Consider the following 23279-nt stretch of genomic DNA (forward strand, 5'->3'; position numbering starts at 1 on the left):
GTTCTCAACCAATTTATGCTTATTTTTGAAGAAAGGCTCAGATTATAAAATCCAAGCCCTGACTTTTTAACTTACACACTTTGTGGGATAGTGTCTAAAAATGCCGTTATTGGCTAAACATATATTATTTAATTAATAAATAATTGGTTTAGCCAATAACGGCAAAAAATAAGATATCAGAATATCACATCTGTTCTTCCATTGTTTCGAATCAAGAAAACTATTTATAGTCCTTAGAGCTTCTTCTGGGCTCTTTTAGTTCAGGCCATTTTACAGTCTCTCCTTTTTCATCCTGAGGCATTACTCTTCTTTCTCTGTTGCTGAATTCAGGATCTTCGGATGCCATATAAGCTAATGCTGCGGTTAAAATCACATTATTTTTCACCTCATCAAAAACGATTTTGTCATAAGTATCTTTCGTTGTATGCCATGTATATCCAAAATAGCCCCAGTTCAGAGAACCTAAAGATATTCCGGGTACTCCTGCTGCCACGAAAGAAGCATGATCAGAGCCACCACCTCCAGGCATTCCTGGAAAATCAGTTTTAATATGGCTTCTTACCGCTTTTGGAACCCCATCCAGCCATCTTCCTACATAGTCATAAGCTTTTACAAATCCTTGTCCGCTGATGTTGACAACACGTCCTGTTCCGTTATCCTGATTAAAAGCAGCCTGCACTCCTTTAATAATCTGAGGGTTATCTGCCACAAAACCTCTCGAACCATTGAGTCCCTGTTCCTCACTTCCCCAAAGTCCGATTACAATTGTTCTCTTGTTATCAGGATAATATTTCTTCAGAATTCTCATGGCTTCCATCATCGTGATCGTTCCTGTTCCGTTATCTGTAGCTCCCTGAGCTCCGTCCCATGAGTCAAGGTGAGCGGAAAGAATCACATATTCATCAGGCTTTTCTTTTCCTTTGATCATTCCAATTGTATTGAAACTTTTAGCCTCAGGAAGTACTTTTGACTGAGCATCAATTTTAATTTTAGGCTGAGTTCCATTTTCTGCCATTCTATAAAGCATTCCATAGTCTTCCAAATCGATGTCGATCATTGGAATTCTGGTTGTTTTCGCACCAAATATTCTGTTAGCTCCCATAATACCAGTCCAGTTTGAAATGGCAATACCTGCCGCCCCTGCTTTTTCCAATGCTTCGGGAAGCGTGTTATTATCATACCCGATATTCTTTATATATGCTGCAAAATCTTTGGCAGCCTGATCTTTTTCAGCTTTAAGCTTTTCATACAATTCTGGCGTTGCAAATTCTTTGATCTGCTCATCAGAACGTCCGATTTTCTGGTATTGTGCCATCAGCACAATTTTTCCTTTCACCGATGGCAGCCATTGATCAAATTCAGCTTTAGAAGATACTTTCGGAAGAATAATCACTTCTGCCTCAATCGCTTTTTTTGTAGCCGGACTCCAGGCCAGCTGTGTTGCAGAAAGGGATTTTATGCGCGGATATGTCATATCAACATGAGTAGTTCCTCTCTGCCATCCTTTCCATGTTCCGAATTGCTGAAGATTGGCATCTACTCCCCAGGAGCGAAGCTTATTGGCGCTCCATTCGTTTGCTGCAAGCATTTCAGGAGTTCCTACAAGGCGGGGACCTATCCCATCCAACAGTTCAGATGCCAGCTTTTCCAGCTGAGAATTATTATTAACTTCATCTACAAAACTTTTTACGACAGGGCTAAGCCTTTCTTTTGGGTCAACCTTTACCTGAGCCCATGAAAACTGAGCAGCCAGCACTACTGCAGGCACTGCCAAAAATCTATTTATCCTCATAATATATATTGATTGGTTTAAAGATAAAAGAAATTGAGGAGATAGTGAAAAATTAAGTAAGAAAAGAGACTTTTAAATCATATTATCAATATTTTCATTAAAAATAAATGATAAAAATTCATCAACAACTACAATCTAAAAAAAAACATCAATACAACAGTCCTTTTGATCTTTTGAAATGGTAATCCGTTTTCTGTGGGAATATCTGATTTCAAATAAAACTCTATTGAATTCAGGCCATAAAAAAACCGGCTTCAAAAGCCGGTTAATGGTGAATTATTTCTTAGCTTCTTCTACAGAAACTTTTCTGAATTCTTTGAACAGTTTGCTAAGTTCTAAAGCTGCTTTACGAGCTCTTGTACCAGCTGCCTTGTTTCCTTTTTCCGCTTGTTGGTTTGCCTCAGTTGTGAACGCTTCAAATTCTACGTTGATTTTTTCAATTAGTTCTTTCATTTATTTAAAAATTTAGGGTGCAAATATAGGTTTTATGGTGATTCCAGCCTAATTGTGTCGAAAAAAAATAGTGGATTAAATAATTTTTTTTTGTCTTTTTCAAATTCAATTTAATTTTTAAAATAAAATCAAATTATTATAGAATACAAGCCATGTAATCGGATTTCATACAATGCATGAGTTCAGTTCTAAGTAAGTCATTAAAAATCAACATCAATCGATAAAAATTATGATAATTCTGTATTACAATATTCTTATATACATCACTTGATTTTATACAATTCTTCTTAATAACTTTATAACTCTTAACGCTTTAAAATTGCAGTTCTATTCTATTTCTATCAGTATTTTATACTATAAATTTAATGATACAGGATATTTTAAACAAATAATTTCTGTGCCAGTGGCATTTTCACCCACTGTATCCTTTTTGAATGGATTAATCCTTATAATTTTAAATAAAAAAGATCCCATGGATATCATTTCAAAATTTACAGTAGGTTCTGAAGAGGGAATTTCTGATCTTATACCTATTATTGATTCTTCTCTTTATGCATTACAAAAAGAATGTAAAAGCCGGACCTTTTCAACTGCTGTCTCATTATTTTGGAACTGGAGATTAATAAAGTTTAATCCAGCCACTTTTTAACCATAGATGTTATAGATATTTGCATATATAATAGTGTACATCATTTTTTAGTTTTGCAACTATTGAGGAAGACTATCATCCTAATTTCTATTATCTCATTTAAAATTATTTTGAGTGAATAATACTTTACCTATCTTTGATTTTTATAATTTCTACTTATGAGTGATCAGCTGGAAACGATAGAAGATTATTACAGACGCATCCGTAAAGATCAGATCAAAATATTTGATTCTGAGGATTTTGAAACCGGAAAATCCCATTTTAATATTTCCATGCGGAGATACTGCAGCTTTAAAAGTCCTTACAACCGTCGTGATTATTATAAAATAAGCTTTATCATTGGAAAAGGAACTATTCATTATGGCGCACATCAGTTGTTTATAGATGGTCCTGCTTTATTCTTCCCTTCTCCAAGCATTCCTTATTCATGGGAGTGCGAAAGTGATTTTCAGGAAGGGTATTTCTGTTTGTTCAACCAGGAGTTTTTTAATGGAAATTCAGAATTTAATCTGTTTAAAAAAACTTCCATGTTCAAAGAATGGAGCAAACCTGTTGTTTTTCTCAATGAAGAACAGACCCAGCTGGCCACTTTGTATTTTGATCAGATCTACAGAATGAATAATTCTACGTATCCTTTCCGTTGCAGCAGTATCAAAAGCAATCTTGCCTCTGTAATGCATCTGGCACTGGAAAACCGTATGGAAGACATCAATCCTAATGAGCTTCCCGCCAATGTACGTCTGTATAAATTATTCGATGAATTGCTCAACAAACAGTTTCCTCTGGACTCTCCTGCTTATCCGCTGGCCTTAAAAACACCTTCTGATTTTGCCGCACATCTGAACGTACATGTCAATCATCTGAACTCTTCCGTGAAATCTGTAACCAACCTTACAACCACACAGATCATTAAAGAAAAGATGTTTGAAGAGTCTAAAAACCTGCTGAAATATACCAATTGGGATATTGCCCAGATAGGTTATACTCTGGGGTTTGATCAGCCTGCCCATTTTAATAATTTCTTTAAAAAGCATGCACGGACTTCACCCTTAAAATTTAAGAACCTGTCATAATATTTGATTTTTGCAATTTTTACTTTGTCTTTTAAAATTCATTTTTATATTTCCTGACTTATTTTTGCAGTGTAAAAAATGAATGAATATGTTGAGAGAAGCATCTGAACAACGAATCAGATTAATTACCATTATGGCTTTCGTGTCTATCCCGCTTTCCGGGTTTGTCACGGATATTTATTTACCATCGTTCCCTTCTATGGCAAAAGAGATGATGGTTTCGGAAAAAGATATTCAGATTACACTGACATCATATCTGCTGAGCTACGGGATTTCCCAATTATTTGTAGGGGGAATTCTTGACAGCATTGGCCGCTACCGTCCCAAACTGATAGCCTTATTCCTTTTAATACTTACCAGTATTTTAATTACAATGACCAACAGTATTTTACTGATCTGTCTGCTTCGTATTCTTCAGGGAGCTGCAGTTTCAGTACTTGTTGTGGCTACGCGTGCTATCTTTGTGGATATTTATGATGCGGAAAGGGTAAAGCATTATCTGAGCTACTTCACCATTGTATGGTCCTGCGGTCCTATTCTGGCTCCTTTCCTTGGAGGATATCTTGAGAAAATCTTTAACTGGCATGCGAATTTTTATTTTTTGGCCGCTTATGCAGGATTTCTGTTTCTTTTTGAGTGGTTTTTTAGTGAAGAGAGTCTTCCCCAGAAAAAGAAGCTGGATCTTTCAGAGAATATAAGTCTTTACAAAATGATGTTGAAAAACAGGATTTTCATGTTGGGGATTTTCATTTTAGGACTGAGCTACTCTATCGTAATGTTATTCAATATTACCGGACCATTTATCATTGAAAACACTTTTCATTTTACTCCGGTAGTGATTGGCTACTGTACCCTGATCTTAGGATTCTCATGGATGATTGGAGGATTTATAGGAAAACGCAGACTGACTTTGGATTTTAAACCAAGAATTCTACAGCCTATACTTTTACAGCTGATTCTGATTGCAGCGTTGATCACCACCAGCTATTTTGCAGAAAGCCTTTTCATTATGATTCCTTTTGCCTTTTTCATTCATATCTGTTCCGGAATTTTATTTACCTCTTTTTTTACGACAAGTATGCTTTACTTTCCTAAAAATGCAGGAACAGCCGGAGGTTTAATGGGTGGATTGGTATATGTGATCACTTCGGTAACCAGTTTTATCATTTCTGTAAGTGGCACTGTAACTGATCAAATGGGGCTGTCCTGGCGATATCTGATCATTGCATGTTTTCTTTTGGGAATTATCCTTATTATGAATCAGGCTGTAAAAAAAGAAAAAGCAGGGAATTAATCTCTGCTTTTTTTATTTCTGTTTTACCCATTCATCAATGCCTTTTCTTATTCCATTCCATCACCATCCTACAATGCTGATTTCTATAGGTTTAATTGGCTGTTTTATCTTTTTGACAGAATATTTCATCCTCAATTAGTTTTAATTAAAACTAATTTTCCGTATATTTGATAGGATAAGTTTACTACAAGACCTGTTAAGATAAAACTTATCCTATTAAATCATTATTATCAAAATATAATGTCTGCAAAACAGAATAACATATCAGAACTGGCTCTGGAACTTGGTCTGGCAATGAGCGAAATGAAAAGCCGTCTCCGGCAGAAAATCCGGAACAGCATTAATGAATATGATCCGGATCTTTCTTTTGAACTGATCGAAATTCTGGGATTGCTTTCACGAAATGACGGAATCAATCAACAGGAAATAGGAAATAAAGTGAGTAAAGACAAATCAAGCATTACGTATCTCATCAACAGTCTTGTAAAAAAAGATTTGGTGGAAAGAACAGCTGATAAGAATGACAGGAGAAATAAACAGATCTTTTTGACTCCTAAGGGTAAACAGATTGTAGAAACAGTTTATCCATGGGCACTGAATCTTTATAAAAAAGCTGTTGACGGTATTGACGAGGCAGAGGTCACCAAAGCACTCCTTTTGGTAAAAAAAATGACAGCTAACCTGGAAGAATAAGCATTAAAAGATGATACAAAATGAGAACAATCCTTGTACCTGTTGATTTTACATCAACTACGCAAAATGCAGTAAGCGTTGCCGCAGACTGGGCAAAAACCTACGAATATCAAAATATTATCCTTCTCAAAACAGCGGGAGAATCTGAGTTTGATTATCTGCACATCGCAGAAGGGCATTCATTTGTGAATGAAGAAAGTGTGAACAACCTGTTGCAAAGGACTGAATTGTTATTTGATCAGCTAGCGGATATCATCGCTGAAAAATCAACTGAAATAAAGGTTTCCAGGGTATTGAGTGATTGGACACTGACAAGGAGTATCAATGAGCTTTTAAAAAACCAGCCTTCTGTAGACCTGATTATTCTGGGAAGTGATGATCAGACTTCTTTCACTGAGAGTTTTGTTTCTGAGAATATTATCAGTATTGCCAGAACAAGTCCTGTGAAAACATTAATTGTTCCTAACAGTTACCATTATTCGCCTATTAAGAATATATTTATTCCCTGTGATATTAAGGGTATTAAAAGATTAGAAAGACTGTTCCATCAAAAATCTGTTATTCATAAACAAGATGTTCGTCTTTCATTTTTAAATATCAATACCTCCGAAAAAGAGGATAAGAACCAGAAAAAAGAACTGGAAGATTATATACTTGAACATCTAACGGAAATTCCAAGCAGTATCCATTATTCTCATGATGAAAATATTATACAAGGTATCTTAAACTTTGCGGCATCTGACAAATCAGATCTTATTATTGCGCTTCCCGGTAAACACAGCTTTTTGTATTATCTGGCAAGCAGAAGTATCTCCGAGGGAATTTACCAAAATACCTGCCAGCCTGTTCTAATTTTAAAATAATCAGAAAACTGAAAATAAATTACCGAAAGCTAATAATAAATTTTTGTGCTTTCAATTTTAACCATCTTCTGCTCTTCCATTTTCTTGACATACCGGATCACTGTCTCCACCCGAAGACCGGTTAAGGTTGCTATTTGCTGCCTGGTGTAGGGAATCAGAAATGAATAGGCTTCTTCAAATCCGAAATATTTTTTAATATGATCAAAAAGCTTCATGAGTTTTATAATAGGATCCGAAATTGCCAGAAAGCTGGAAATCATATATCTGAAATGCATTCTGTCCGCTATATATTTATTAATTTCAAGTAGTAATTCAGGATTTACCATTAGTATTTCGAGAAGTTTGGTTCCGGAAATTCTGATAATTTCACAGCTGGTAACCGCAATAGCATTGATGGCATAATGATGATCGGTAAACAAATAGCTTTCACCAATGCAATGTCCATCAAAAGGAAGTCCATGAACAAATTCTTTTCCGTCTTCCAAAAACGTATTCAGTTTTACTGTACCTTGTCTGATCTGGAAATAATATTTTGCTGCTACACCTTCCTGAAAAATGGCATCTCCTGCCTCATACCTTTCCAGAGTGGCTCCGTGGGAAAATAATAATTCTTCGCTTATGACCATTTTCTTATTATTAATTTGAGTAAAAATATTTAAAGTGTAAGCAATGCTGTAACTTATCAAATACCAACAAACAGTATTTTCTAACGTCAACACTACTCTTCTGACCTGATATCAGACTGTAATTTTCTTTTTATGCTTTGCTCCCCAATCTGCCAGTGCTGCAATAACATCTTTCAGTGACTCGCTATATTCCGTGGGAACATATTCTACCAGAACCGGCTTCTGATCTGCAATAACGGTTCTTTCTACCAAATGATTAACCTCCAGCTTTTTCAATTCACTGGATAATACTCTTGCTGAAATTCCGCTGATGGTTCTCTGCAGTTCATTAAAGCGTGTATGCCCGCCCAGAATAGCAATCATTACCCGGATGGTCCATCTGCCTCCCAAGACATACAAAGCATCCTCTCTAGCAGACAGATGGGTACTGCATTGCGGCCTTGAATACACTATTTTTTCTTCTTCCATTGTCTTTGTTTTCACTAATTACTAACCTAAATGTTATTACTAACCTTTTAGTAACTACTATCTTTTTATTAGTAAATATAAATAATTTTAAAACATCCATTTATTATTATTTTTAAGGATATTAATTTCCCGATATTAAAATCCAGTTCTATATTCACTGCCGCATTATTTAAAGTAATTCTAAACCAAGTGAAAACAAAACCTCTTGAAACTACTTTACGTAAAGGTTTTGTTACAAAAAATTAAAACTAAATAAAAACAAATTACGTAGAAATACTGAATCGTATCTGATGGGATCTGATTAATTTCGGATAAACAAAATTGATAACTATGGATCGCTTGAAATACATTCAATCATTTCGGAAAAAGAGGTGGTATCTGAAAAATCAGCAGCTGTAGATCAATAGGCTTGATCATCTCCTGATAAAAGGAGTTGAAGATATCTAACCCAAATTTTTTACGAAATGAATATTATTAACAAAATTCTCAACGTCGACGATTATTATTTCGACGTGTTTATGTCTATCTCGGAAGCGCTTACCGGGTTTACGGTGAACGAACTTCAGTCAACAGGGCTTGCAGAAACTTATTATACCTATGTTTTAAAAAGTCTGGAAGCAGCAACTTTCGTGGAATTCCTTACCGTTTCTAAAAATATTCTTGAAAATTCTTCCGGTGAAGAGGGATTAAAAAAAGCCATTCAATCTGAAATTATCAGCAACCCGGGAATGAATGACATTTCCGGAAAAGTAATTACCATGTGGTATCTGGGAACCTGGGAAGGGGCCTATATCAATGATCTTTCTTATAAGGAAGGTCTTGTCTGGAATCTGATGCACTCCCATCCTCCGGGAGCCAAACAGCCAGGATATAAATCATGGAATATTAAACCCGTAAACACCCACTCATGAGCCAGACTAATAACAAAAAAGATGTGATCATCGTAGGAACGGGGATCGCGGGATCATTGATCGCAAAGCTATTGTCCGATCATGTATTTGACGTAACCAAAGGAAAAATGATCCATCGTGCAGATGCCGGAAAATCGGATAATGTCAAAGAAATATCAATACTCATGTATGAAGCGGGGCTGGAAGCAGGTATTGAACTGGATTCCGTATCCTCAATGACCACTTATAATGAATATATCCGTACTTTTTACAAAGAGGAAGCCAAAGTTCCCAATTCTCCTTATCCAAATTTAAAGCAAGCTCCTTCTCCAAATGTTCTCGATATGGAACATATTGTTCAGCCGTATCCCGATAAAAAAGGCTATCTGGTACAATTTGGGCCGATGCCATTCGCAAGTGATGCGATAAGAGTAGGAGGCGGAACTACGCTTCACTGGCTGGGAACGACTCCAAGAATGCTTCCCAACGATTTCAGGCTTACTGAAAAATACGGCATTACTATTCCAAAGCCGGATTCTGATGAAAAAACTCCTGTCAACTGGCCGATAAGCTATGAAGAATTAAGACCCTACTATGAGATGGCGGAATTTGAAATCGGAGTTTCCGGGGATGTTTCCAGACAAGAATATCCTATTGATGAGAATATGGAAGAGTATTATGGAAACTATGTCTTCCCGATGGAAGAAATTCCTCAGAGTTATATGGATCATAAGATTATTGAGGGACTTAAAGGCACCAGCGTGAAACTAAGCTCCGGAGAGATTCCTTTAATGATGGTACCATCTCCACAGGGAAGAAACTCCATTCCAAATCCAAAATACGGAAAAACAAAGATCATCAAAGCTGAACCGAAAGATTCAGGATATCAACTGATATTAGACAGCTCTGAAAAAGAAGAATACAAAGCCCTTGGCTCTGTGTGGAATCCTTATATGGGAGAACGCTGTGAAGGAAACGCTTCCTGTGTTCCGATCTGTCCTGTTCAGGCGAAATACAATGCTTTAAAAACATTAAAAAAAGCTTTGTATAAGCTTAATGATAATGAAAATCTTAAGCGCAATCCATACATGCAGATTCAGGCACAGAGTGTGGTTTACAGGCTAAGCATTGACCCAAATGATAAAGATAAAATCTCCAAGGTTCATTTAAGAAAATATACTTCAAAAGAGAAAACAGATTTTATTGAAGAATCCGTTGATACCTCAGATGCTATTGTAATTTTGGCTGCTAACGCTTTTGAAAATCCAAAAATCCTACTGAACTCCAAATATACCGTTAACAACATTGTAAAGACGGCCGCTAACAGCAGTGATCAGGTAGGAAGAAACCTTATGGATCATATGGTAATGCTGACATGGGGACTTTTCCCTGAACCTGTTTATCCTTACAGAGGTCCCGGTTCTACCACAAACATTTCGTCATTCCGTGACGGGGATTTCAGAAGTGAATTTTCAGCATGGATTTCTCCGCTTGACAATTGGGGATGGGGATGGCCGGCATTTTCTCCGGGATCCGATGTCGGAGAATTTATCGGCAAAGGTCTTTTCGGTGCAGAATTAAGAAAAGAACTTACCAACAGGCTTTCAAAACAGGTTTTATTCCATTTTGAAATAGAACAGTTACCTAATCCCAATAACAGGGTTACCATTAACGATCAATATCTGGATGTACTTGGAATTCCACGTCCTGTTATTCATTATGAACTGACAGAGTACGAAATGAAAGCTATGGAGCAGGCAAAAGATGCTTCGGATCAAATGTTTAAAAAATTAAACATTAAGGATTTCACAAAATATACAGAGAAAGACAAAAACTCTGTGATATACAATAAAAAAAGATATTCTTACAACGGAGCGGGTCATATCGTAGGAACTCACAGAATGGGTTCTAAAGCTGAAGATTCTGTAACCAACAGCTATTGTAAAACCTGGGATCATCCGAATTTATACGTCGTAGGAGCAGGAAATATGACTACGCTGGGAACTTCAAACCCTACTTTAACATTATCAGCATTCACGATCCGTTCGGTGGAATCTATCCTTGCTGATCTTGAAATTCTACTTAAAAAATAACAACATGAGACAAAGACTTATCAATAAAACAGCACAGCCACAGGAAACCTTATTAGCAGCAGGAAGAATGGCCGCAAGAAGCGCCGTGGTTACAGAAGCCATTTCATTACCTTCTTTATTATTTGATTCAACATTGAGCAAAGAAGACTGGATAGAGGGATTAAAACATCAAAGCAAAACACTGACTAATCTTTTATTGAATGATCAGATTGAAGATTTTAATGCCTATCTGGAAGCTCAGTTCGGTTCATTAGCTCCGGAATTTAAAAACGGGATAACGGAAATTGATTACAAACCGATTTTACAAGACCTATTGCAAACGGCCATTCTTATTGAACATTCTACCATTCCTCCTTATCTTACGGCTTTATATTCAATCAAGGATGGAACTAACGCTCTGGCTTCACAAATTATCAGAAGTGTTGCCGTAGAAGAAATGCTTCACCTGATTATGGTTTGTAACGTTCTGAATGCAATTGATATCCAGCCTTCTGTAAACAAACAGGAGAACTACCCTACCTATCCGATGAAATTACCAATGAATGTGGATTTCTACGTAGGGCTTGAAACATTTTCAAGCAACAGTATTGCTACATTTATTGCAATTGAAAGTCCAAGCCAGCCTTTGGTAAAAGCTCCCAAATATGATTACGAAACCGATTCTTCCGCATTATATTCTCAAAGGGCAGCATTACAGGAAAACAACTTCTGGACTCTTGAAAATATGAAAGGTTTCATCATGGAAAATGTACACACCATTGGTGAATATTATGATGTCTTATTCTTCTATATAGTTATTTTCCAAATCATTGCTTATTACAAAGAGCATGGAAAATTTCCAACAAATTTTGAGGAATTAAATACCGGAGGAATTTTCACCGGAAACCCGGCAAAACAGATCCGTCCAGAGCAATATTATGGAAGTGGCGGAAAATTACATTCTGTAGAAGCTTTAGCCGGAGTCATTGCTGTTTTCCAGGAAATTAAGGGCCAGGGTGAAGGTGCTGATGATTCTATTTTTGATGTAGATCCATCTCAGTTTGAAGAAGGGGTTGAACTGGCACATTATTTCAGATTTAAAGAAGTTTTCCATGAGCATTTCTATCTGGGAGGAAACTATGAGCCTTTCATGGATGAAAACGGGATGATGCCTGTAACAACGCCGCCTACAGGAAAAGATCTTCCGGTAGACTGGAACGAAGCCTATCCTATGAAACCTAATCCTAAACTGGAAGATTATATCAGAAACAAAGAATTACACGCCCAGGGTGTGGAGTTTAATAAAACTTACCGACGTCTATTAGATGCCATACAAAGTGCCGTAGAAGGAAATCAGAGAGAACTGGAGAAATCTATTATGTACATGTATGCTTTGAAAGAACAGGCTGTTAATCTGATGAAACAACCATTAGATGCGCAGACTAATGCCGGGCCAACTTTCGAATACATCAATCTATAATCATAAAAACGATATATCATGCTTAAAAGAAAAAAAGAAAGTCCCGAAGCGGGAGGCGAACAGTTATTCCGCAAAATGCCTGGTCAGAATGAAATTAATCTGGCTGAAATAATGGATGGATATTCAAAACTTCTTATTGATGATCCGGTAAGACCATTCAGAGAAGACAATCTGCAGGCCATTGAAAATAATGTAAATTATGGAGTTCTGGCTGCACTGGATGGTACCTGGGTAAGCTATAATGTCAATTACAATAAAGATATTCCAAAACCATCATTAGCAAGCGGAATACATACCACCATTATGCCTTCCCCCGGAACCAATTCAGGAACAATACCCGGAAAATTCGCTTTTGACAGTGAAGAATATATTGAGAAACTGACATTTTCCATCGTTCCGGGAGGAGTACGTAACCGTGGAGGTGCCAGTGAACTTTTCTGCGGAGCAGTTAAATACGAACAAAGCATTAAAAGTGTTAATACTATACCAGGACAGGATGGTCTGAAATATACCCCCATCCACGAAGAAAACGGAATGTACCTATGGCTGAGTGATGTCTATAATCATGCAGCAACGAAAGAATCTATTGAAAGAGACCGTGGTATTCATGCCGTTTCAACAGAAGATGCCAAATATGGATATACCGGCGAGTACAGGGATGAGCCTTTACTAAGGATAACACCGGACGAAGATGCCAACCCCCAATATATTCTTCAAAGCCAGCTGCAACCGGGACAGCTTTATTATGAAATTATTCCGGCCCAGGAAATAAAGCCGGGAGCAGGGCTTGATGGTCCTTATTTTATTCCGGACTACTCTATCTCCCGAAGCGGAGTTATTCCTCATGGAAGTACCATTACTTTGCTTGGAGATATTATTCCTCAAAATAAGGATAACACAACGTACTATTTAATTGAAGGTTCTCCTCAGTTCCCTTATGGTAAAGAAGCATGGGAAACCAATCATCTTTCAATTTCACGTACAATGGGAAATGCAGGAGTAACGCCAGAAGAAATCATTGACCTTGATAAACCTGCACCGGATTGGGTTCATGAAACACTGGACGACAAGAATGATCCGGGTTCAAACAAGATTTATACCCAGAGAATACTGGCTGATGATTTATATCCTTACTCTGTGCGCCCTGATCTGAGACTTAGGGACACATTAAGAGGTCAGAAAGTCAGTAATTATGTTCATGTGAGAATGTCTTCCAAAATGAAGACCGGAGCACAGGGAGGAGTTCTGAATGTTCCTTTTGTCAACCGTTTTGTTCCTACCGTTGAGGTAGATATGGATATGTGGATAGAGACAGTGATTGAAGATGGAAAAGAGATTCTTCAACTTCAGTATGAGCAGATTGTATTCTTTGAATTTGATTTCGGAAATGATGGAGGTACTACAAGCTGGCCTCACATCCAGGTAAACACCCTTCGTAAGATACAGGATATTCCTGAAGAGCAGAGAAAGGTAATTGAAGAGCAGTTCTTTACTACGGATGGAAATGCTGTTACAGCTTCAGGCTGTCCTTATCATAAAGGATAGAATACTCATCAATAAAATAAAAAATAAGGGGCAGTGATTTGCCCCTTGTTATGTTCTTTACAATTTATCTTTATTAAAAGATTAAAGGTTATCATAGGTCTGATCTACCATAAAGGATATCGCTTTTTTAATCTTTTCGCGCCCTTCAGGAGTGTTGGTATCGATGCCGCAGAAAATGCTTCCGTTTAGAGAAGCAAACATATTCAGGTAATAAAGCCCTGAAACCATGATCGCCATAATCGCACGGTATGTTTCCAATTTATCTTTGAAACGGGATTCCATCAACAGTTTAAAGATAAATTCTCCGTTTTCTTCCTGTGTATCAATCAGTTTCTTCAATGATTTTCTGGGCTCAGAGATGGTCCATAACAAAAGCTTCTGGGCTTCTTTATTGTTATACACATAATCAAACTGGGAAAGCAGCATATGCTCAATAAATTCTCTGCCTCCATCTTCAAGATTCGGTTTCATTTTTTCCACTTCCTCGCTGGTTACTTTTACCCAGAAATCCTGTGTACGGACATATTCGTCCATCAGGCCATCCATTCCTCCAAAATAGGTATAGATCATTTTTTTATCCACTCCGGCAGTAGCAGCGATATCATTAATCTTCAACCCCGCATGTCCCTTCGTTTTCAGTATTTTTCCAACAGCATCCAAAAACTTCTTTTTGCTGCGTTCCTTATTCCTAATACTACCTGATGCTGACTTTCTTTCCATGATTAAACATTCAATATACAAGTTTAAGAATTTTTTTTATCATTTTAGACACCAACAAGTGTCTAATTTAATTTGTTTGTATATATTTGTACAAACTAAAACCATTATATATATAAACACTATCGAAGTTAAAAAATTAAAAACTATTCAGACTGTATCGTTAGTTCCCTCAGTTTAAAATATTTCGAACATCAACGACTGAGGTAAAAACACAACCAGCAGCATCATTTTTCCATAGTGATGCTGTTTTTTTATATAAAATACCAGCCTGATATTAAATAAAATACCTTCCTATAGATATTTTTTATCACTATTTTTTTATTAAAGACACTCTTTACTTTAGAAATGTTTTCTGTTGTATTTTATAACCTAAACTGAGCCTATCGTATCATTTAAGAGAAGTTTTTACATAGAAAACAAAAAAATAACATGCTGAATTTCAAAATATTAAGCAAGAACAAGAAAAATTTCACAATTTTACACACTTTGAAGTGTCTTATTTTATATATTTGTATAAACTAAAACCAACTGCATATTTTAAAACACTATTAGGTTGAAAAATAAGACAATCCAAATTGTATTATTCGGTTCCCTTACTTTAAGACAATTTCAAATACGAAATAACTAAGGAAGAAACACAACTTATAGACAGACCATTAGCTTTATTTCTAATGGTTTTGTTTTTTTATAACAGTTTCAATTTTCAAAAATAAGAATTTTACAGGCTTTTATAGGTATGATGTAACATGAAAGAAATCGCTTTCCTGATCTTATCCCGTCCTTTAGGGCTGTCAACATCTATTCCACAGAAAATACTTCCATTCATTGCCGCATACATATTCAGGTAATAAAGCCCCGAAAACATAATGGCCATAATGGAGCGTACATGTTCAGCATTATTTTTAAAATGGGAATCCATCAAAAGCTTGAAAATATATTCTCCGTTTTGTTCCTGGGTTTCGGTGAGTTTTTTTAAAGATTTACGGGGTTCTGATAAGCGCCAGAGAATTAGCTTTTGCACTTCTTTGCTTGAATAAACATAGTCAAATTGGGATAAAAGCATTTCTTCTATGAAAGATTTCCCTCTGTCATACAATTTAGGTTTTATTTTCTCAGTTTCCTGAATGGTTACTTTGCTCCAGAAATCCTGTGAAAGGATATACTCATCAATCAAGCCGTCTATCCCTCCAAAATAAGAATAAATCATTTTCTTATCCACCCCGGCTGTAGCAGCAATACTATTCACTTTCAAAGCAGTATATCCTTTTGTTCTCAGTATTTTTCCAACCGCATCCAAAAATTTTTTTTTACTGCGTTCCTTGTTCCTGATACTTCCTGCAACAGACTTTCTTTCCATAATAAACTTTCAAACTTACAAGTTTATGATTTTTTTTTCATTTTAGACACTTTTTAGTGTCTAAATTTATATATTTGCAGAAACTAATAACCATTTTATATAAACAGACAATCAGAGTTGTGAGGTTGAGAGAGATCAGATTGTACCGTTAGTTCCCTCAGTATAAATATTCTAATATTCCATTACTGAGGTAAAACATTACTCTGGCAGCATCATTATCATATAATGGTGCTGCTTTTATTAATAAAGCATGTTTTTTTACCCATTACATATAAGTAAATACTTTATTTCTTGGCTGTAGATTTATCCAAACCTAATTTTCAGAATTTTGCTATTCTCTTACAACGCCCTATTAGAAAGGATTTTATTCAATTTTCAAAATATTTTCAAAAAAGTTTTATTTTTTTTCAACTTTAGACACTACCAAGTGTCTTATTTTGTATATTTGCTCCAAACTAATAACCATTTTATATAGAAACACTATTTGAGTTGGAAAAATTAAAAGTTTCGAACAAAAAACAACTAAGGTAAAAACACTAAATGCAACAGCGTCATGAATTTTCTAATGATGCTGTTTTCATTTAGGATGCTTTATCTTCGTTTTAATCTACAGAAAATTGTATGTACCGGGAATCCGGTATCAGAATAGTTGATATGAAGAGAGACTGTCCAGGGACAGTCTCTTATTTTTTAAAGATTGAAATGTATTAACCTCTGGCCTTTTCGTCTGTAAAAAACTGAAATCCATCCTTCTTCTCAATAAGCTGCATTGGATACAATGAAGGATTATATTCACCATTCAATACTTCATTCAGTGCATGTTTTTTGGATTCACCAAATGCAATAGCCAGAATATTACCCGCATTATTGATTATTGGTGCAGTTAATGTGATCCTGAACATTTCCTGAGACTTAAGATAATAGGCAGATACCCATTTTTCTTTTTCATTTAGCACTTCTTCCCCTGGAAATAATGAGGCTGTATGGCCATCATCTCCCATTCCCAGCAGGATAAAATCAAAAACTCCATCATCACCAAGAATAGTTCTGATCTGCTGCTCATAAGCTTTTGCATAATCTTCAGGAGTTATGCCTTCAGCATACATAGGAAAGATATGGTTTTGATCTACCGGAACCTGATTAAGAAGTGCCTCATCCGTCATCCGGAAGTTGCTTTTATCATCGTTTAAAGGAACCCACCTTTCATCTACCCAAAAAAAGTAGACTTTATTCCATTCTATCTGTTCTTTATATTCCGGTGTTGCCAAAAGTTTGAAAATGGCTTTGGGAGAAGATCCGCCACTTAATGCCACCACAAAACGGCCATTTTTCAGAATAGATTTTTTTGAAAGGTCAACAAATGCATCTGCTGCCCTGGTGTACAGTTTTTCCAGATCGTCAAATACTGTAATATTCATTTTCTGTTTGTTTAAATTTAGATTGTTTTTATACCCAGCTGTGTCCCTGTCTTTCTACCAAAGCATTAACGTCTTCCGGCCCCCAGCTTCCGGCTTTGTAATTGGGGAAAGAAAGATCTTTATCATTTTCCCATGCTTCCTGTATGGTTGTGACAACATCCCATGCTTCTTCCACCTGGTCGGAACGCATAAATAAGGTAAGATCTCCTAAAAGAGCATCCTGAAGCAAAGTTTCATAAGCTTCCGGAGTATCTTCTTTACAGGCAAAATTATCGAAAATCATTTCCGCAGGCTTCAAATCCAGCGTAAGTCCCGGTTTTTTGGTCATGAACTGTAATCTGATATCCATCATGGGCTGAATATTAATAATCAGTCTGTTAGCCGATAAATGATGCGGACTGTCTGAGAACGTTGAGTGAGGAAGCGGTTTAAACTGAATGGTAATATAAGAATGTTTTTCTTTCATTTTCTTTCCGGTACGGACATAGAAAGGAACATCCTGCCATCTTTCGTTATCCAGATAAAATTTAATCGCTGCAAAAGTTTCTGTATTGGAATCCGAAGCAATTCCATCTTCCTGACGATAGCCTTTCACTTCCACTCCGTTTATGGTTCCTTTTCCATACTGGCCTCTTACTGCATAATGTTCAACCTGATCGGAAGATATTCTTCGAATTGATTTCAGAACGTCTACTTTTCGGTCTCTGATTTCGCCGGACAGTAATGAAGCCGGCGGTTCCATAGCTACCATACACAGGATCTGCAACAGGTGGTTCTGAATCATATCCCTTAATGCTCCGGTCTGTTCGTAAAAAGCTCCTCTCGTCTCTACCCCAACTTCTTCCGCTACGGTAATCTGTACGGATTCTATGTATTTATGATCCCACAAAGGTTCAAAAATAGAATTTCCAAATCTGAATGCTAATATATTCTGTACGGTTTCTTTCCCCAGATAGTGGTCGATACGATAAATCTGTTCTTCTTCAAAAGTTTTAGCCAAAAGGCTGTTCAATTCAATAGCCGACTGTTTATTATGCCCAAAAGGTTTTTCAATAATAATACGATCTTTCTTAGGATCAGAGGCCAATGAGGTCGTTTTGATATGATTGGATATGGTAGCAATAAAATTAGGCCCGATGGATAAGTAAAACAACCTGTTTGCTCTTACCCCATATACGGAATCAAAATCCTGTAATTTCTGCTGTAAATTGTGATAAGAGCTTTCTTCATCCAGCTGATGCTGAAAGTAAGTAATATGAGCCTGAAAACCAGCCCAGTCTTCGGAAGTTACTTTTTTTCTGGAGAAGCTCTCAAGGTTTTCTTTGATATAATTTCTGAAATTTTCGTTGGTATTTTCTGCCCTTCCCAATGCTACAATATTAAAGCCTTTGGGCATTCTTCCATCGATATATAAGTTATAAAATGCCGGAAAAAGTTTTCTTTTTGCCAGATCTCCTGTAGCACCAAAAATAACGATAGTTGTTGGCTGCAAGATTCTATTTTGATTCATTTTTTCCGAATTTTAATTGTTTGCACTTTGCCAAGAAGTATGGAAAACTCCCTCTCTGTCAATACGCTGATACGTATGAGCTCCGAAATAATCACGCTGAGCCTGGATCAGATTCACGGGAAGAGATTCTGTGGTATAGGCATCAAAATACCCCAAAGCCGTCTGGATTCCTAAACTTGAGATTCCGTTGGCAACGGCATATCCTGCTGTTTTTCTTAAAGCTTTGATTTTTGATTTTACCAGTTCTGAAATCTCATGATCAAGAAGAATATTAGAAAGGTTAGGATTTTGGGTATACGCTGAATAGAATTTTTCCAGCAATACAGAACGGATAATACATCCTCCCCTCCAGATTTTCACAACATCTTTCAGAGGAATTTCGAAACCATATTCTTCAGATGCTTTTACGAGTAACGACAGACCTTGTGCATAGCTGATTAAGGTAGAAAGGAAAAGAGCATCACCCACTTCTTTGATGAACAATTCTGTATTTTCAGGCTTAATAATTTCGCTTTCACTATATATTTTTGAAGCCTGAACTCTTTCGTTTTTATAGGCAGATAAAATTCTTGAAGTTACTGCAATGTCAATAGTGGGAATAGAAACCCCGATTTCCATGGCCTGTTCGGATGTCCATTTTCCGGTTCCTTTTGCTCCTGCTTTATCTAAAATCTGATCTACAAGGTAGCCATCTGTTAATGAGTCTTTCTGGGTAAAAATATCTCTGGTAATTTCAATAAGGAATGAGTTCATTTCGCCATTATTCCATTCTTTGAAAACCTGATAGAGCTGTTCATTATTGAGACCCGCTCCTCTTTTAAGAAGATCATAAGCTTCACTGATCAGCTGCATAATTGCATATTCAATACCGTTGTGTACCATTTTCACATAGTTTCCGGCAGATCCTTTTCCCATATAGGCTGTACATGCTTCGTTGTCTACTTTGGCTGCAATGGCTTCCAGCATCGGCTTCAGAAGTTTGAATGCCTCCGGATCACCTCCCGGCATTATACTGGGACCTTTTCTGGCTCCTTTTTCACCTCCTGAAACTCCCATTCCCATAAAATGCAGTTTTTTCGATGCCAGATCAGCAACACGTCTGTTGGTATCTTCGAAATAAGAGTTTCCTGCATCAATCACGATATCGCCTTCGCTTAAAAGTGGGGTAATATTTTCCAGCACAGCATCTACAGGTTTTCCGGCAGGAACCATAAGAATAATTTTTCTTGGGACTTCCAGAACGGATACAAAATCTTCTAAAGAAACTGTACCTTTCACCTTCATTTCTGAAGCAGCTCCGCTTTCTAATTCTTTCACTTTTTCCTGATCAAGGTCAAATCCTGCGATTGAGAACCCATTATCAGCGATATTATAAAGCAGATTCCGCCCCATTACTCCAAGGCCAACCATTCCATAACTATATCTTTCCATTATATTGGTATTAATATGAATTTTATTATACAGTGAATAAAATTACACAAATGCCCATAATGAAAAAAATAAAAGGACATAAAATGTTTGCTTCACAATTGTTTCGTCCTCATTTATAAGCCCCTAATATTCACATTTTCACATGATTTTGTCTTTACAGAATAAAATTCGATCATTAATATGGGAATGATCTATTAAAACAGTCTGTTTTTTGGCATAATTAAACTTATATTTGCCAAAATTTATAAAGTAATGAACTATAAACTTGAACTCAACACTCAGGAGCCTAATTCTAAAATCGTTTTTAATAATATCATATTTGATTCGTTCAAGATTAATATAGTTGAAAGATATATCGGGTCAATGAAGGCTCGTCCTACATTATGTGAAGTTTTATTCAAGGTAAGAACTTTGGATAATGTCATTATCAACAGAAAAGATGGTCATGTAAGAGTAAAGGTAAAGGGTGATGATTTTGAAACGTATCAGAAATTATCCCGAGACCTGAATTCCTATGAATACAAAAACAAACTGATTAACAGAAAAGAGGTTGAACAGAATTATGTTCATTTCATCCTGAGTTTAGTAATTACAAATTATCAGCTTAATTAAGCTGTACCGGATATTCTCCTTCTATAATTTTACAGAGGGAGAATGTTCAGGAAAATAATACACAGAAAGCCATCGGTTTTTTAATTAAAAACTGTAAGTTATACTGAGCATTCCATTTTGATTCTCAGCGGTTTCGAGCTGATTTTTTTTAAATATAGTTTAAATCAAATTATTCGTTATTACTTAGCATATTGCTTCGATGATATTTTTCACTCCAATTCTTTCAAACAATTTGCTACTGCAAAATTTTATTGTACCTGAACAGAAATTTACCCAACCTTTAAGTATCTGTTTAATTATGAAAAAGCTATTATATATATCTTGTACTTTTATGGGGAACACTTCCTGCTCAAAGAAACACTGATGTAAATTTTGCAGTTTATAATAAAGCCGCTGGAACTGCCTGCAATATTGAGCTTAAAGAGGCTAACGACAACAATGCATCCATATTTCCATATAAGAAATTAATGACTGGTTTTTAATTGGGAATTAATTTATTGACTTATCCTTTTAAATAATAGTCGAGATTAATCATTAACAAAGGTTTTCTTATTGAGAGTCCTTCGACAGGCTCAGGGTGGAAAATCGAATACCACCCGAAATTTTTGAGCGTTTTCAGGCTGAGCCTGTCGAAGCTGGTATTACTAAAAGGGATAGGTCGATTAATTTAAAAGCATGGACTAATTCTTTTCGAAACAGTCTCTTTTTTATTTCAATAATTTAGAAAACCATACATAGATATCCATATCGCCGGGAATATTCATTTTTTTCCTTAGATTATACTTTTTGGTCTGCACCGTTCTTACTGAGGTGAAAGTATATTCAGCAATCTCTTTGGTAGAAAAATTCAGATAGATATATGCACAGAACCTTATTTCCGATATTTTTAAAGGAGAAATTTTCAGCAGCTCTTCTGAAAAATGTGGATAATATTCATTGAAACGGGTTAAAAACTCAGGATTATTTTCTTTGGCAAGCTGTATAATTTCTTTAAAAGCACTTTCATCTACAGATGGCTGATGAGGAATATCAATTTTATCCAGATTCTTGCTCTTATGTTTTCTATAGTAATACAGGAAAAGAAAAATGAAAAGAATACATACAGCAACACTTACTGATAATATAAAAAAGAGATTTTTTGTTTCTTTTTTTATTTTATTGGTTTCAAGTTCGTTTTGTTTATCAACGGTGTCATTCAATAGCTGGTTTTGGTTTTTGTTTGAAGACTCTATTTCCAACAGCCAATTGGAGTAATAGGCAATGCTGTCTTTTTGTCCCGTACTTTCATACAAGCTCTTTAGCTCCATAGCCACCGACTTTTGATAATTTTCGCTTTTATAATAATTATTAGCGATATTTTTACAGATCCATAAGTGATGCTGAGCTTCAGGAATTTGCTTAATGGATTTAAAATACCTACCAGCATAATACGACGTAATGTATCGTATCCCTATTTCATCTATTTTTTTTTCATTCTGAATGGCTTCCTCAATATATATTTTCGCAGAATCAGTTTTATTGAGGTCCAGATATATTCCGGCAAGATAAGGTGAAGTTTTATAGCTGTTGCTCAATCTATTCTTATCTATTCTGTAAAGTTCACCTTTATTTTCTCTGTAAATTTTGGAGTATTTGTATGCTGTTTTATAATGTTTTAATGCTAATTCTTTTTTATTAATTTCATTATATATTCCTGCATACTGCCAGTTGATAAGATAAATAAAGTAAGCATTATTGGTTTGCATCACTTTATCATACATTTCATCCAGTTGTTTCAATGAGGTAACTCTTTCTCCTAATTTCTGGTATAGCAACGATCTTTGAAGATGGAGATAAAATATGACTTCAAAATCTGTATCTGAATTGATGAGGTTTTCTTTTTCCACTTTATCTGTGTAATAAAAGGACCTCTTCATATCACTGTTCCGGTTATAAATATTGGCGATCTTCAGATACCCTAATGCCACACAATCATTGTAAGAATTTTGCTTACATACTTTAATAAGACTGTCTATTTTCTCAATTTCTTTTGGCCCGGCAGTAGAGAACTCAATATCAAAAAGAATATTCTTCATTTCTTGTTCTGTCTGCTGTGAATAGAAAAAGGAAGAAATCAAAAAGAATAAAACAGTTAGTTTTTTCATCATAATATTATCAATATAAAAATGCAATATTAATACTACACTATCACCACATTGGCTAAAATACATACGTATCACATACACAATATAAAGAAATCACAATATAACATTACTTATAATACAAAATTAGCAATTACTTTTGAATAACCGAATATTATATTCATTCTTCACACTACCACTATTTAAATACCT

Annotated in this window: 20 protein-coding genes; 10 read left to right on the plus strand and 10 right to left on the minus strand. The window is 35.8% G+C overall.

Annotated features, from left to right (window positions below):
* Window positions 1-220: 220 nt before the first annotated feature.
* Together BW946_RS20140 and BW946_RS20145 are read right to left on the minus strand one after the other, a co-directional pair.
* Window positions 221-1792: a M20/M25/M40 family metallo-hydrolase gene (locus BW946_RS20140; RefSeq protein ID WP_083688936.1), complete on the minus strand. Its 1572-nt coding sequence runs from the start codon at window positions 1790-1792 to the stop codon at window positions 221-223.
* A 276-nt stretch (window positions 1793-2068) separates the two neighbouring features.
* Window positions 2069-2245 (minus strand): histone H1, encoded by a 177-nt coding sequence (locus tag BW946_RS20145; protein WP_076597882.1) that lies wholly within the window; start codon window positions 2243-2245, stop codon window positions 2069-2071.
* Window positions 2246-2717: 472 nt separating this feature from the next.
* Between BW946_RS20145 and BW946_RS21560 the strand changes: the two genes are divergently transcribed.
* From BW946_RS21560 to BW946_RS20170, 5 genes are all read left to right on the plus strand, one after another.
* The gene (locus BW946_RS21560) at window positions 2718-2894 is read left to right on the plus strand and encodes a hypothetical protein (RefSeq protein WP_170872115.1); all 177 of its coding nucleotides are present in this window, start codon (window positions 2718-2720) and stop codon (window positions 2892-2894) included.
* A 158-nt stretch (window positions 2895-3052) separates the two neighbouring features.
* On the plus strand, window positions 3053-3967 hold the full coding sequence (locus tag BW946_RS20155; protein WP_076597884.1) for a helix-turn-helix domain-containing protein: 915 nt from the start codon (window positions 3053-3055) through the stop codon (window positions 3965-3967).
* Between the two features lie 88 nt (window positions 3968-4055).
* Window positions 4056-5261, plus strand: a complete 1206-nt coding sequence (locus BW946_RS20160) for an MFS transporter (RefSeq protein ID WP_076597885.1) — start codon at window positions 4056-4058, stop codon at window positions 5259-5261.
* 240 nt (window positions 5262-5501) lie between these two features.
* Window positions 5502-5954: a MarR family winged helix-turn-helix transcriptional regulator gene (locus BW946_RS20165; RefSeq protein WP_076597886.1), complete on the plus strand. Its 453-nt coding sequence runs from the start codon at window positions 5502-5504 to the stop codon at window positions 5952-5954.
* Window positions 5955-5974: 20 nt separating this feature from the next.
* Entirely contained in the window at window positions 5975-6817 is an 843-nt protein-coding gene (locus BW946_RS20170) for a universal stress protein (protein WP_076597887.1), read from the plus strand.
* Window positions 6818-6846: 29 nt separating this feature from the next.
* Here the strand turns inward: BW946_RS20170 and BW946_RS20175 are convergent, their stop codons facing one another.
* Window positions 6847-7443 (minus strand): Crp/Fnr family transcriptional regulator, encoded by a 597-nt coding sequence (locus BW946_RS20175; RefSeq protein WP_076597888.1) that lies wholly within the window; start codon window positions 7441-7443, stop codon window positions 6847-6849.
* A gap of 111 nt (window positions 7444-7554) precedes the next feature.
* On the minus strand, window positions 7555-7911 hold the full coding sequence (locus BW946_RS20180) for a winged helix-turn-helix transcriptional regulator (protein WP_076597889.1): 357 nt from the start codon (window positions 7909-7911) through the stop codon (window positions 7555-7557).
* A 464-nt stretch (window positions 7912-8375) separates the two neighbouring features.
* Between BW946_RS20180 and BW946_RS20185 the strand changes: the two genes are divergently transcribed.
* From BW946_RS20185 to BW946_RS20200, 4 genes are read left to right on the plus strand one after another with little or no spacing between them, the layout of a single operon-like run.
* Entirely contained in the window at window positions 8376-8822 is a 447-nt protein-coding gene (locus BW946_RS20185) for a hypothetical protein (protein ID WP_076597890.1), read from the plus strand.
* Window positions 8819-10894 (plus strand): GMC oxidoreductase, encoded by a 2076-nt coding sequence (locus BW946_RS20190; protein ID WP_076597891.1) that lies wholly within the window; start codon window positions 8819-8821, stop codon window positions 10892-10894. Before BW946_RS20185 ends, BW946_RS20190 begins: the two co-directional genes overlap by 4 nt.
* 4 nt (window positions 10895-10898) lie before the next feature.
* Complete coding sequence (locus tag BW946_RS20195) at window positions 10899-12353, plus strand: ferritin-like domain-containing protein (protein WP_136523054.1); 1455 nt, start codon at window positions 10899-10901, stop codon at window positions 12351-12353.
* An 18-nt stretch (window positions 12354-12371) separates the two neighbouring features.
* A complete protein-coding gene (locus BW946_RS20200) occupies window positions 12372-13898 on the plus strand; it encodes a peroxidase, FMP-type (RefSeq protein ID WP_076597893.1) in 1527 nt (508 codons plus the stop codon).
* Between the two features lie 81 nt (window positions 13899-13979).
* Here BW946_RS20200 and BW946_RS20205 read toward each other — a convergent pair whose 3' ends face one another.
* The 5 genes from BW946_RS20205 to gndA form a co-directional block, all read right to left on the minus strand.
* Window positions 13980-14618 (minus strand): TetR/AcrR family transcriptional regulator, encoded by a 639-nt coding sequence (locus BW946_RS20205; protein ID WP_076597894.1) that lies wholly within the window; start codon window positions 14616-14618, stop codon window positions 13980-13982.
* Window positions 14619-15336: 718 nt separating this feature from the next.
* On the minus strand, window positions 15337-15975 hold the full coding sequence (locus BW946_RS20210) for a TetR/AcrR family transcriptional regulator (protein WP_076597895.1): 639 nt from the start codon (window positions 15973-15975) through the stop codon (window positions 15337-15339).
* Window positions 15976-16682: 707 nt separating this feature from the next.
* On the minus strand, window positions 16683-17393 hold the full coding sequence (gene pgl, locus BW946_RS20215; RefSeq protein ID WP_076597896.1) for a 6-phosphogluconolactonase: 711 nt from the start codon (window positions 17391-17393) through the stop codon (window positions 16683-16685).
* A gap of 28 nt (window positions 17394-17421) precedes the next feature.
* The gene (gene zwf, locus BW946_RS20220; RefSeq protein WP_076597897.1) at window positions 17422-18903 is read right to left on the minus strand and encodes a glucose-6-phosphate dehydrogenase; all 1482 of its coding nucleotides are present in this window, start codon (window positions 18901-18903) and stop codon (window positions 17422-17424) included.
* Between the two features lie 12 nt (window positions 18904-18915).
* A complete protein-coding gene (gene gndA / locus BW946_RS20225) occupies window positions 18916-20334 on the minus strand; it encodes an NADP-dependent phosphogluconate dehydrogenase (protein ID WP_076597898.1) in 1419 nt (472 codons plus the stop codon).
* Between the two features lie 252 nt (window positions 20335-20586).
* On the opposite strand from gndA, the gene BW946_RS20230 reads away from it, so the two are divergent.
* A complete protein-coding gene (locus BW946_RS20230) occupies window positions 20587-20946 on the plus strand; it encodes a prevent-host-death protein (RefSeq protein WP_076597899.1) in 360 nt (119 codons plus the stop codon).
* A gap of 707 nt (window positions 20947-21653) precedes the next feature.
* On the opposite strand, the gene BW946_RS20235 is transcribed toward BW946_RS20230, so the two are convergent.
* Window positions 21654-23093: a helix-turn-helix transcriptional regulator gene (locus BW946_RS20235; RefSeq protein WP_170872116.1), complete on the minus strand. Its 1440-nt coding sequence runs from the start codon at window positions 23091-23093 to the stop codon at window positions 21654-21656.
* Between the last annotated feature and the right edge of the window lie 186 nt (window positions 23094-23279).

Origin of the sequence: Chryseobacterium sp. RU33C (assembly GCF_900156015.1) — a bacterium.
Classification (GTDB): domain Bacteria; phylum Bacteroidota; class Bacteroidia; order Flavobacteriales; family Weeksellaceae; genus Chryseobacterium; species Chryseobacterium candidae.

Bases quoted from the DNA above. Each gene is read 5' to 3' on its own strand.
- BW946_RS20140 (WP_083688936.1), bottom strand. From the start codon at position 1,792: ATGAGGATAAATAGATTTTTGGCAGTGCCTGCAGTAGTGCTGGCTGCT.
- BW946_RS20145 (WP_076597882.1), bottom strand. From the start codon at position 2,245: ATGAAAGAACTAATTGAAAAAATCAACGTAGAATTTGAAGCGTTCACA.
- BW946_RS21560 (WP_170872115.1), top strand. From the start codon at position 2,718: ATGGATATCATTTCAAAATTTACAGTAGGTTCTGAAGAGGGAATTTCT.
- BW946_RS20155 (WP_076597884.1), top strand. From the start codon at position 3,053: ATGAGTGATCAGCTGGAAACGATAGAAGATTATTACAGACGCATCCGT.
- BW946_RS20160 (WP_076597885.1), top strand. From the start codon at position 4,056: ATGTTGAGAGAAGCATCTGAACAACGAATCAGATTAATTACCATTATG.
- BW946_RS20165 (WP_076597886.1), top strand. From the start codon at position 5,502: ATGTCTGCAAAACAGAATAACATATCAGAACTGGCTCTGGAACTTGGT.
- BW946_RS20170 (WP_076597887.1), top strand. From the start codon at position 5,975: ATGAGAACAATCCTTGTACCTGTTGATTTTACATCAACTACGCAAAAT.
- BW946_RS20175 (WP_076597888.1), bottom strand. From the start codon at position 7,443: ATGGTCATAAGCGAAGAATTATTATTTTCCCACGGAGCCACTCTGGAA.
- BW946_RS20180 (WP_076597889.1), bottom strand. From the start codon at position 7,911: ATGGAAGAAGAAAAAATAGTGTATTCAAGGCCGCAATGCAGTACCCAT.
- BW946_RS20185 (WP_076597890.1), top strand. From the start codon at position 8,376: ATGAATATTATTAACAAAATTCTCAACGTCGACGATTATTATTTCGAC.
- BW946_RS20190 (WP_076597891.1), top strand. From the start codon at position 8,819: ATGAGCCAGACTAATAACAAAAAAGATGTGATCATCGTAGGAACGGGG.
- BW946_RS20195 (WP_136523054.1), top strand. From the start codon at position 10,899: ATGAGACAAAGACTTATCAATAAAACAGCACAGCCACAGGAAACCTTA.
- BW946_RS20200 (WP_076597893.1), top strand. From the start codon at position 12,372: ATGCTTAAAAGAAAAAAAGAAAGTCCCGAAGCGGGAGGCGAACAGTTA.
- BW946_RS20205 (WP_076597894.1), bottom strand. From the start codon at position 14,618: ATGGAAAGAAAGTCAGCATCAGGTAGTATTAGGAATAAGGAACGCAGC.
- BW946_RS20210 (WP_076597895.1), bottom strand. From the start codon at position 15,975: ATGGAAAGAAAGTCTGTTGCAGGAAGTATCAGGAACAAGGAACGCAGT.
- pgl (WP_076597896.1), bottom strand. From the start codon at position 17,393: ATGAATATTACAGTATTTGACGATCTGGAAAAACTGTACACCAGGGCA.
- zwf (WP_076597897.1), bottom strand. From the start codon at position 18,903: ATGAATCAAAATAGAATCTTGCAGCCAACAACTATCGTTATTTTTGGT.
- gndA (WP_076597898.1), bottom strand. From the start codon at position 20,334: ATGGAAAGATATAGTTATGGAATGGTTGGCCTTGGAGTAATGGGGCGG.
- BW946_RS20230 (WP_076597899.1), top strand. From the start codon at position 20,587: ATGAACTATAAACTTGAACTCAACACTCAGGAGCCTAATTCTAAAATC.
- BW946_RS20235 (WP_170872116.1), bottom strand. From the start codon at position 23,093: ATGATGAAAAAACTAACTGTTTTATTCTTTTTGATTTCTTCCTTTTTC.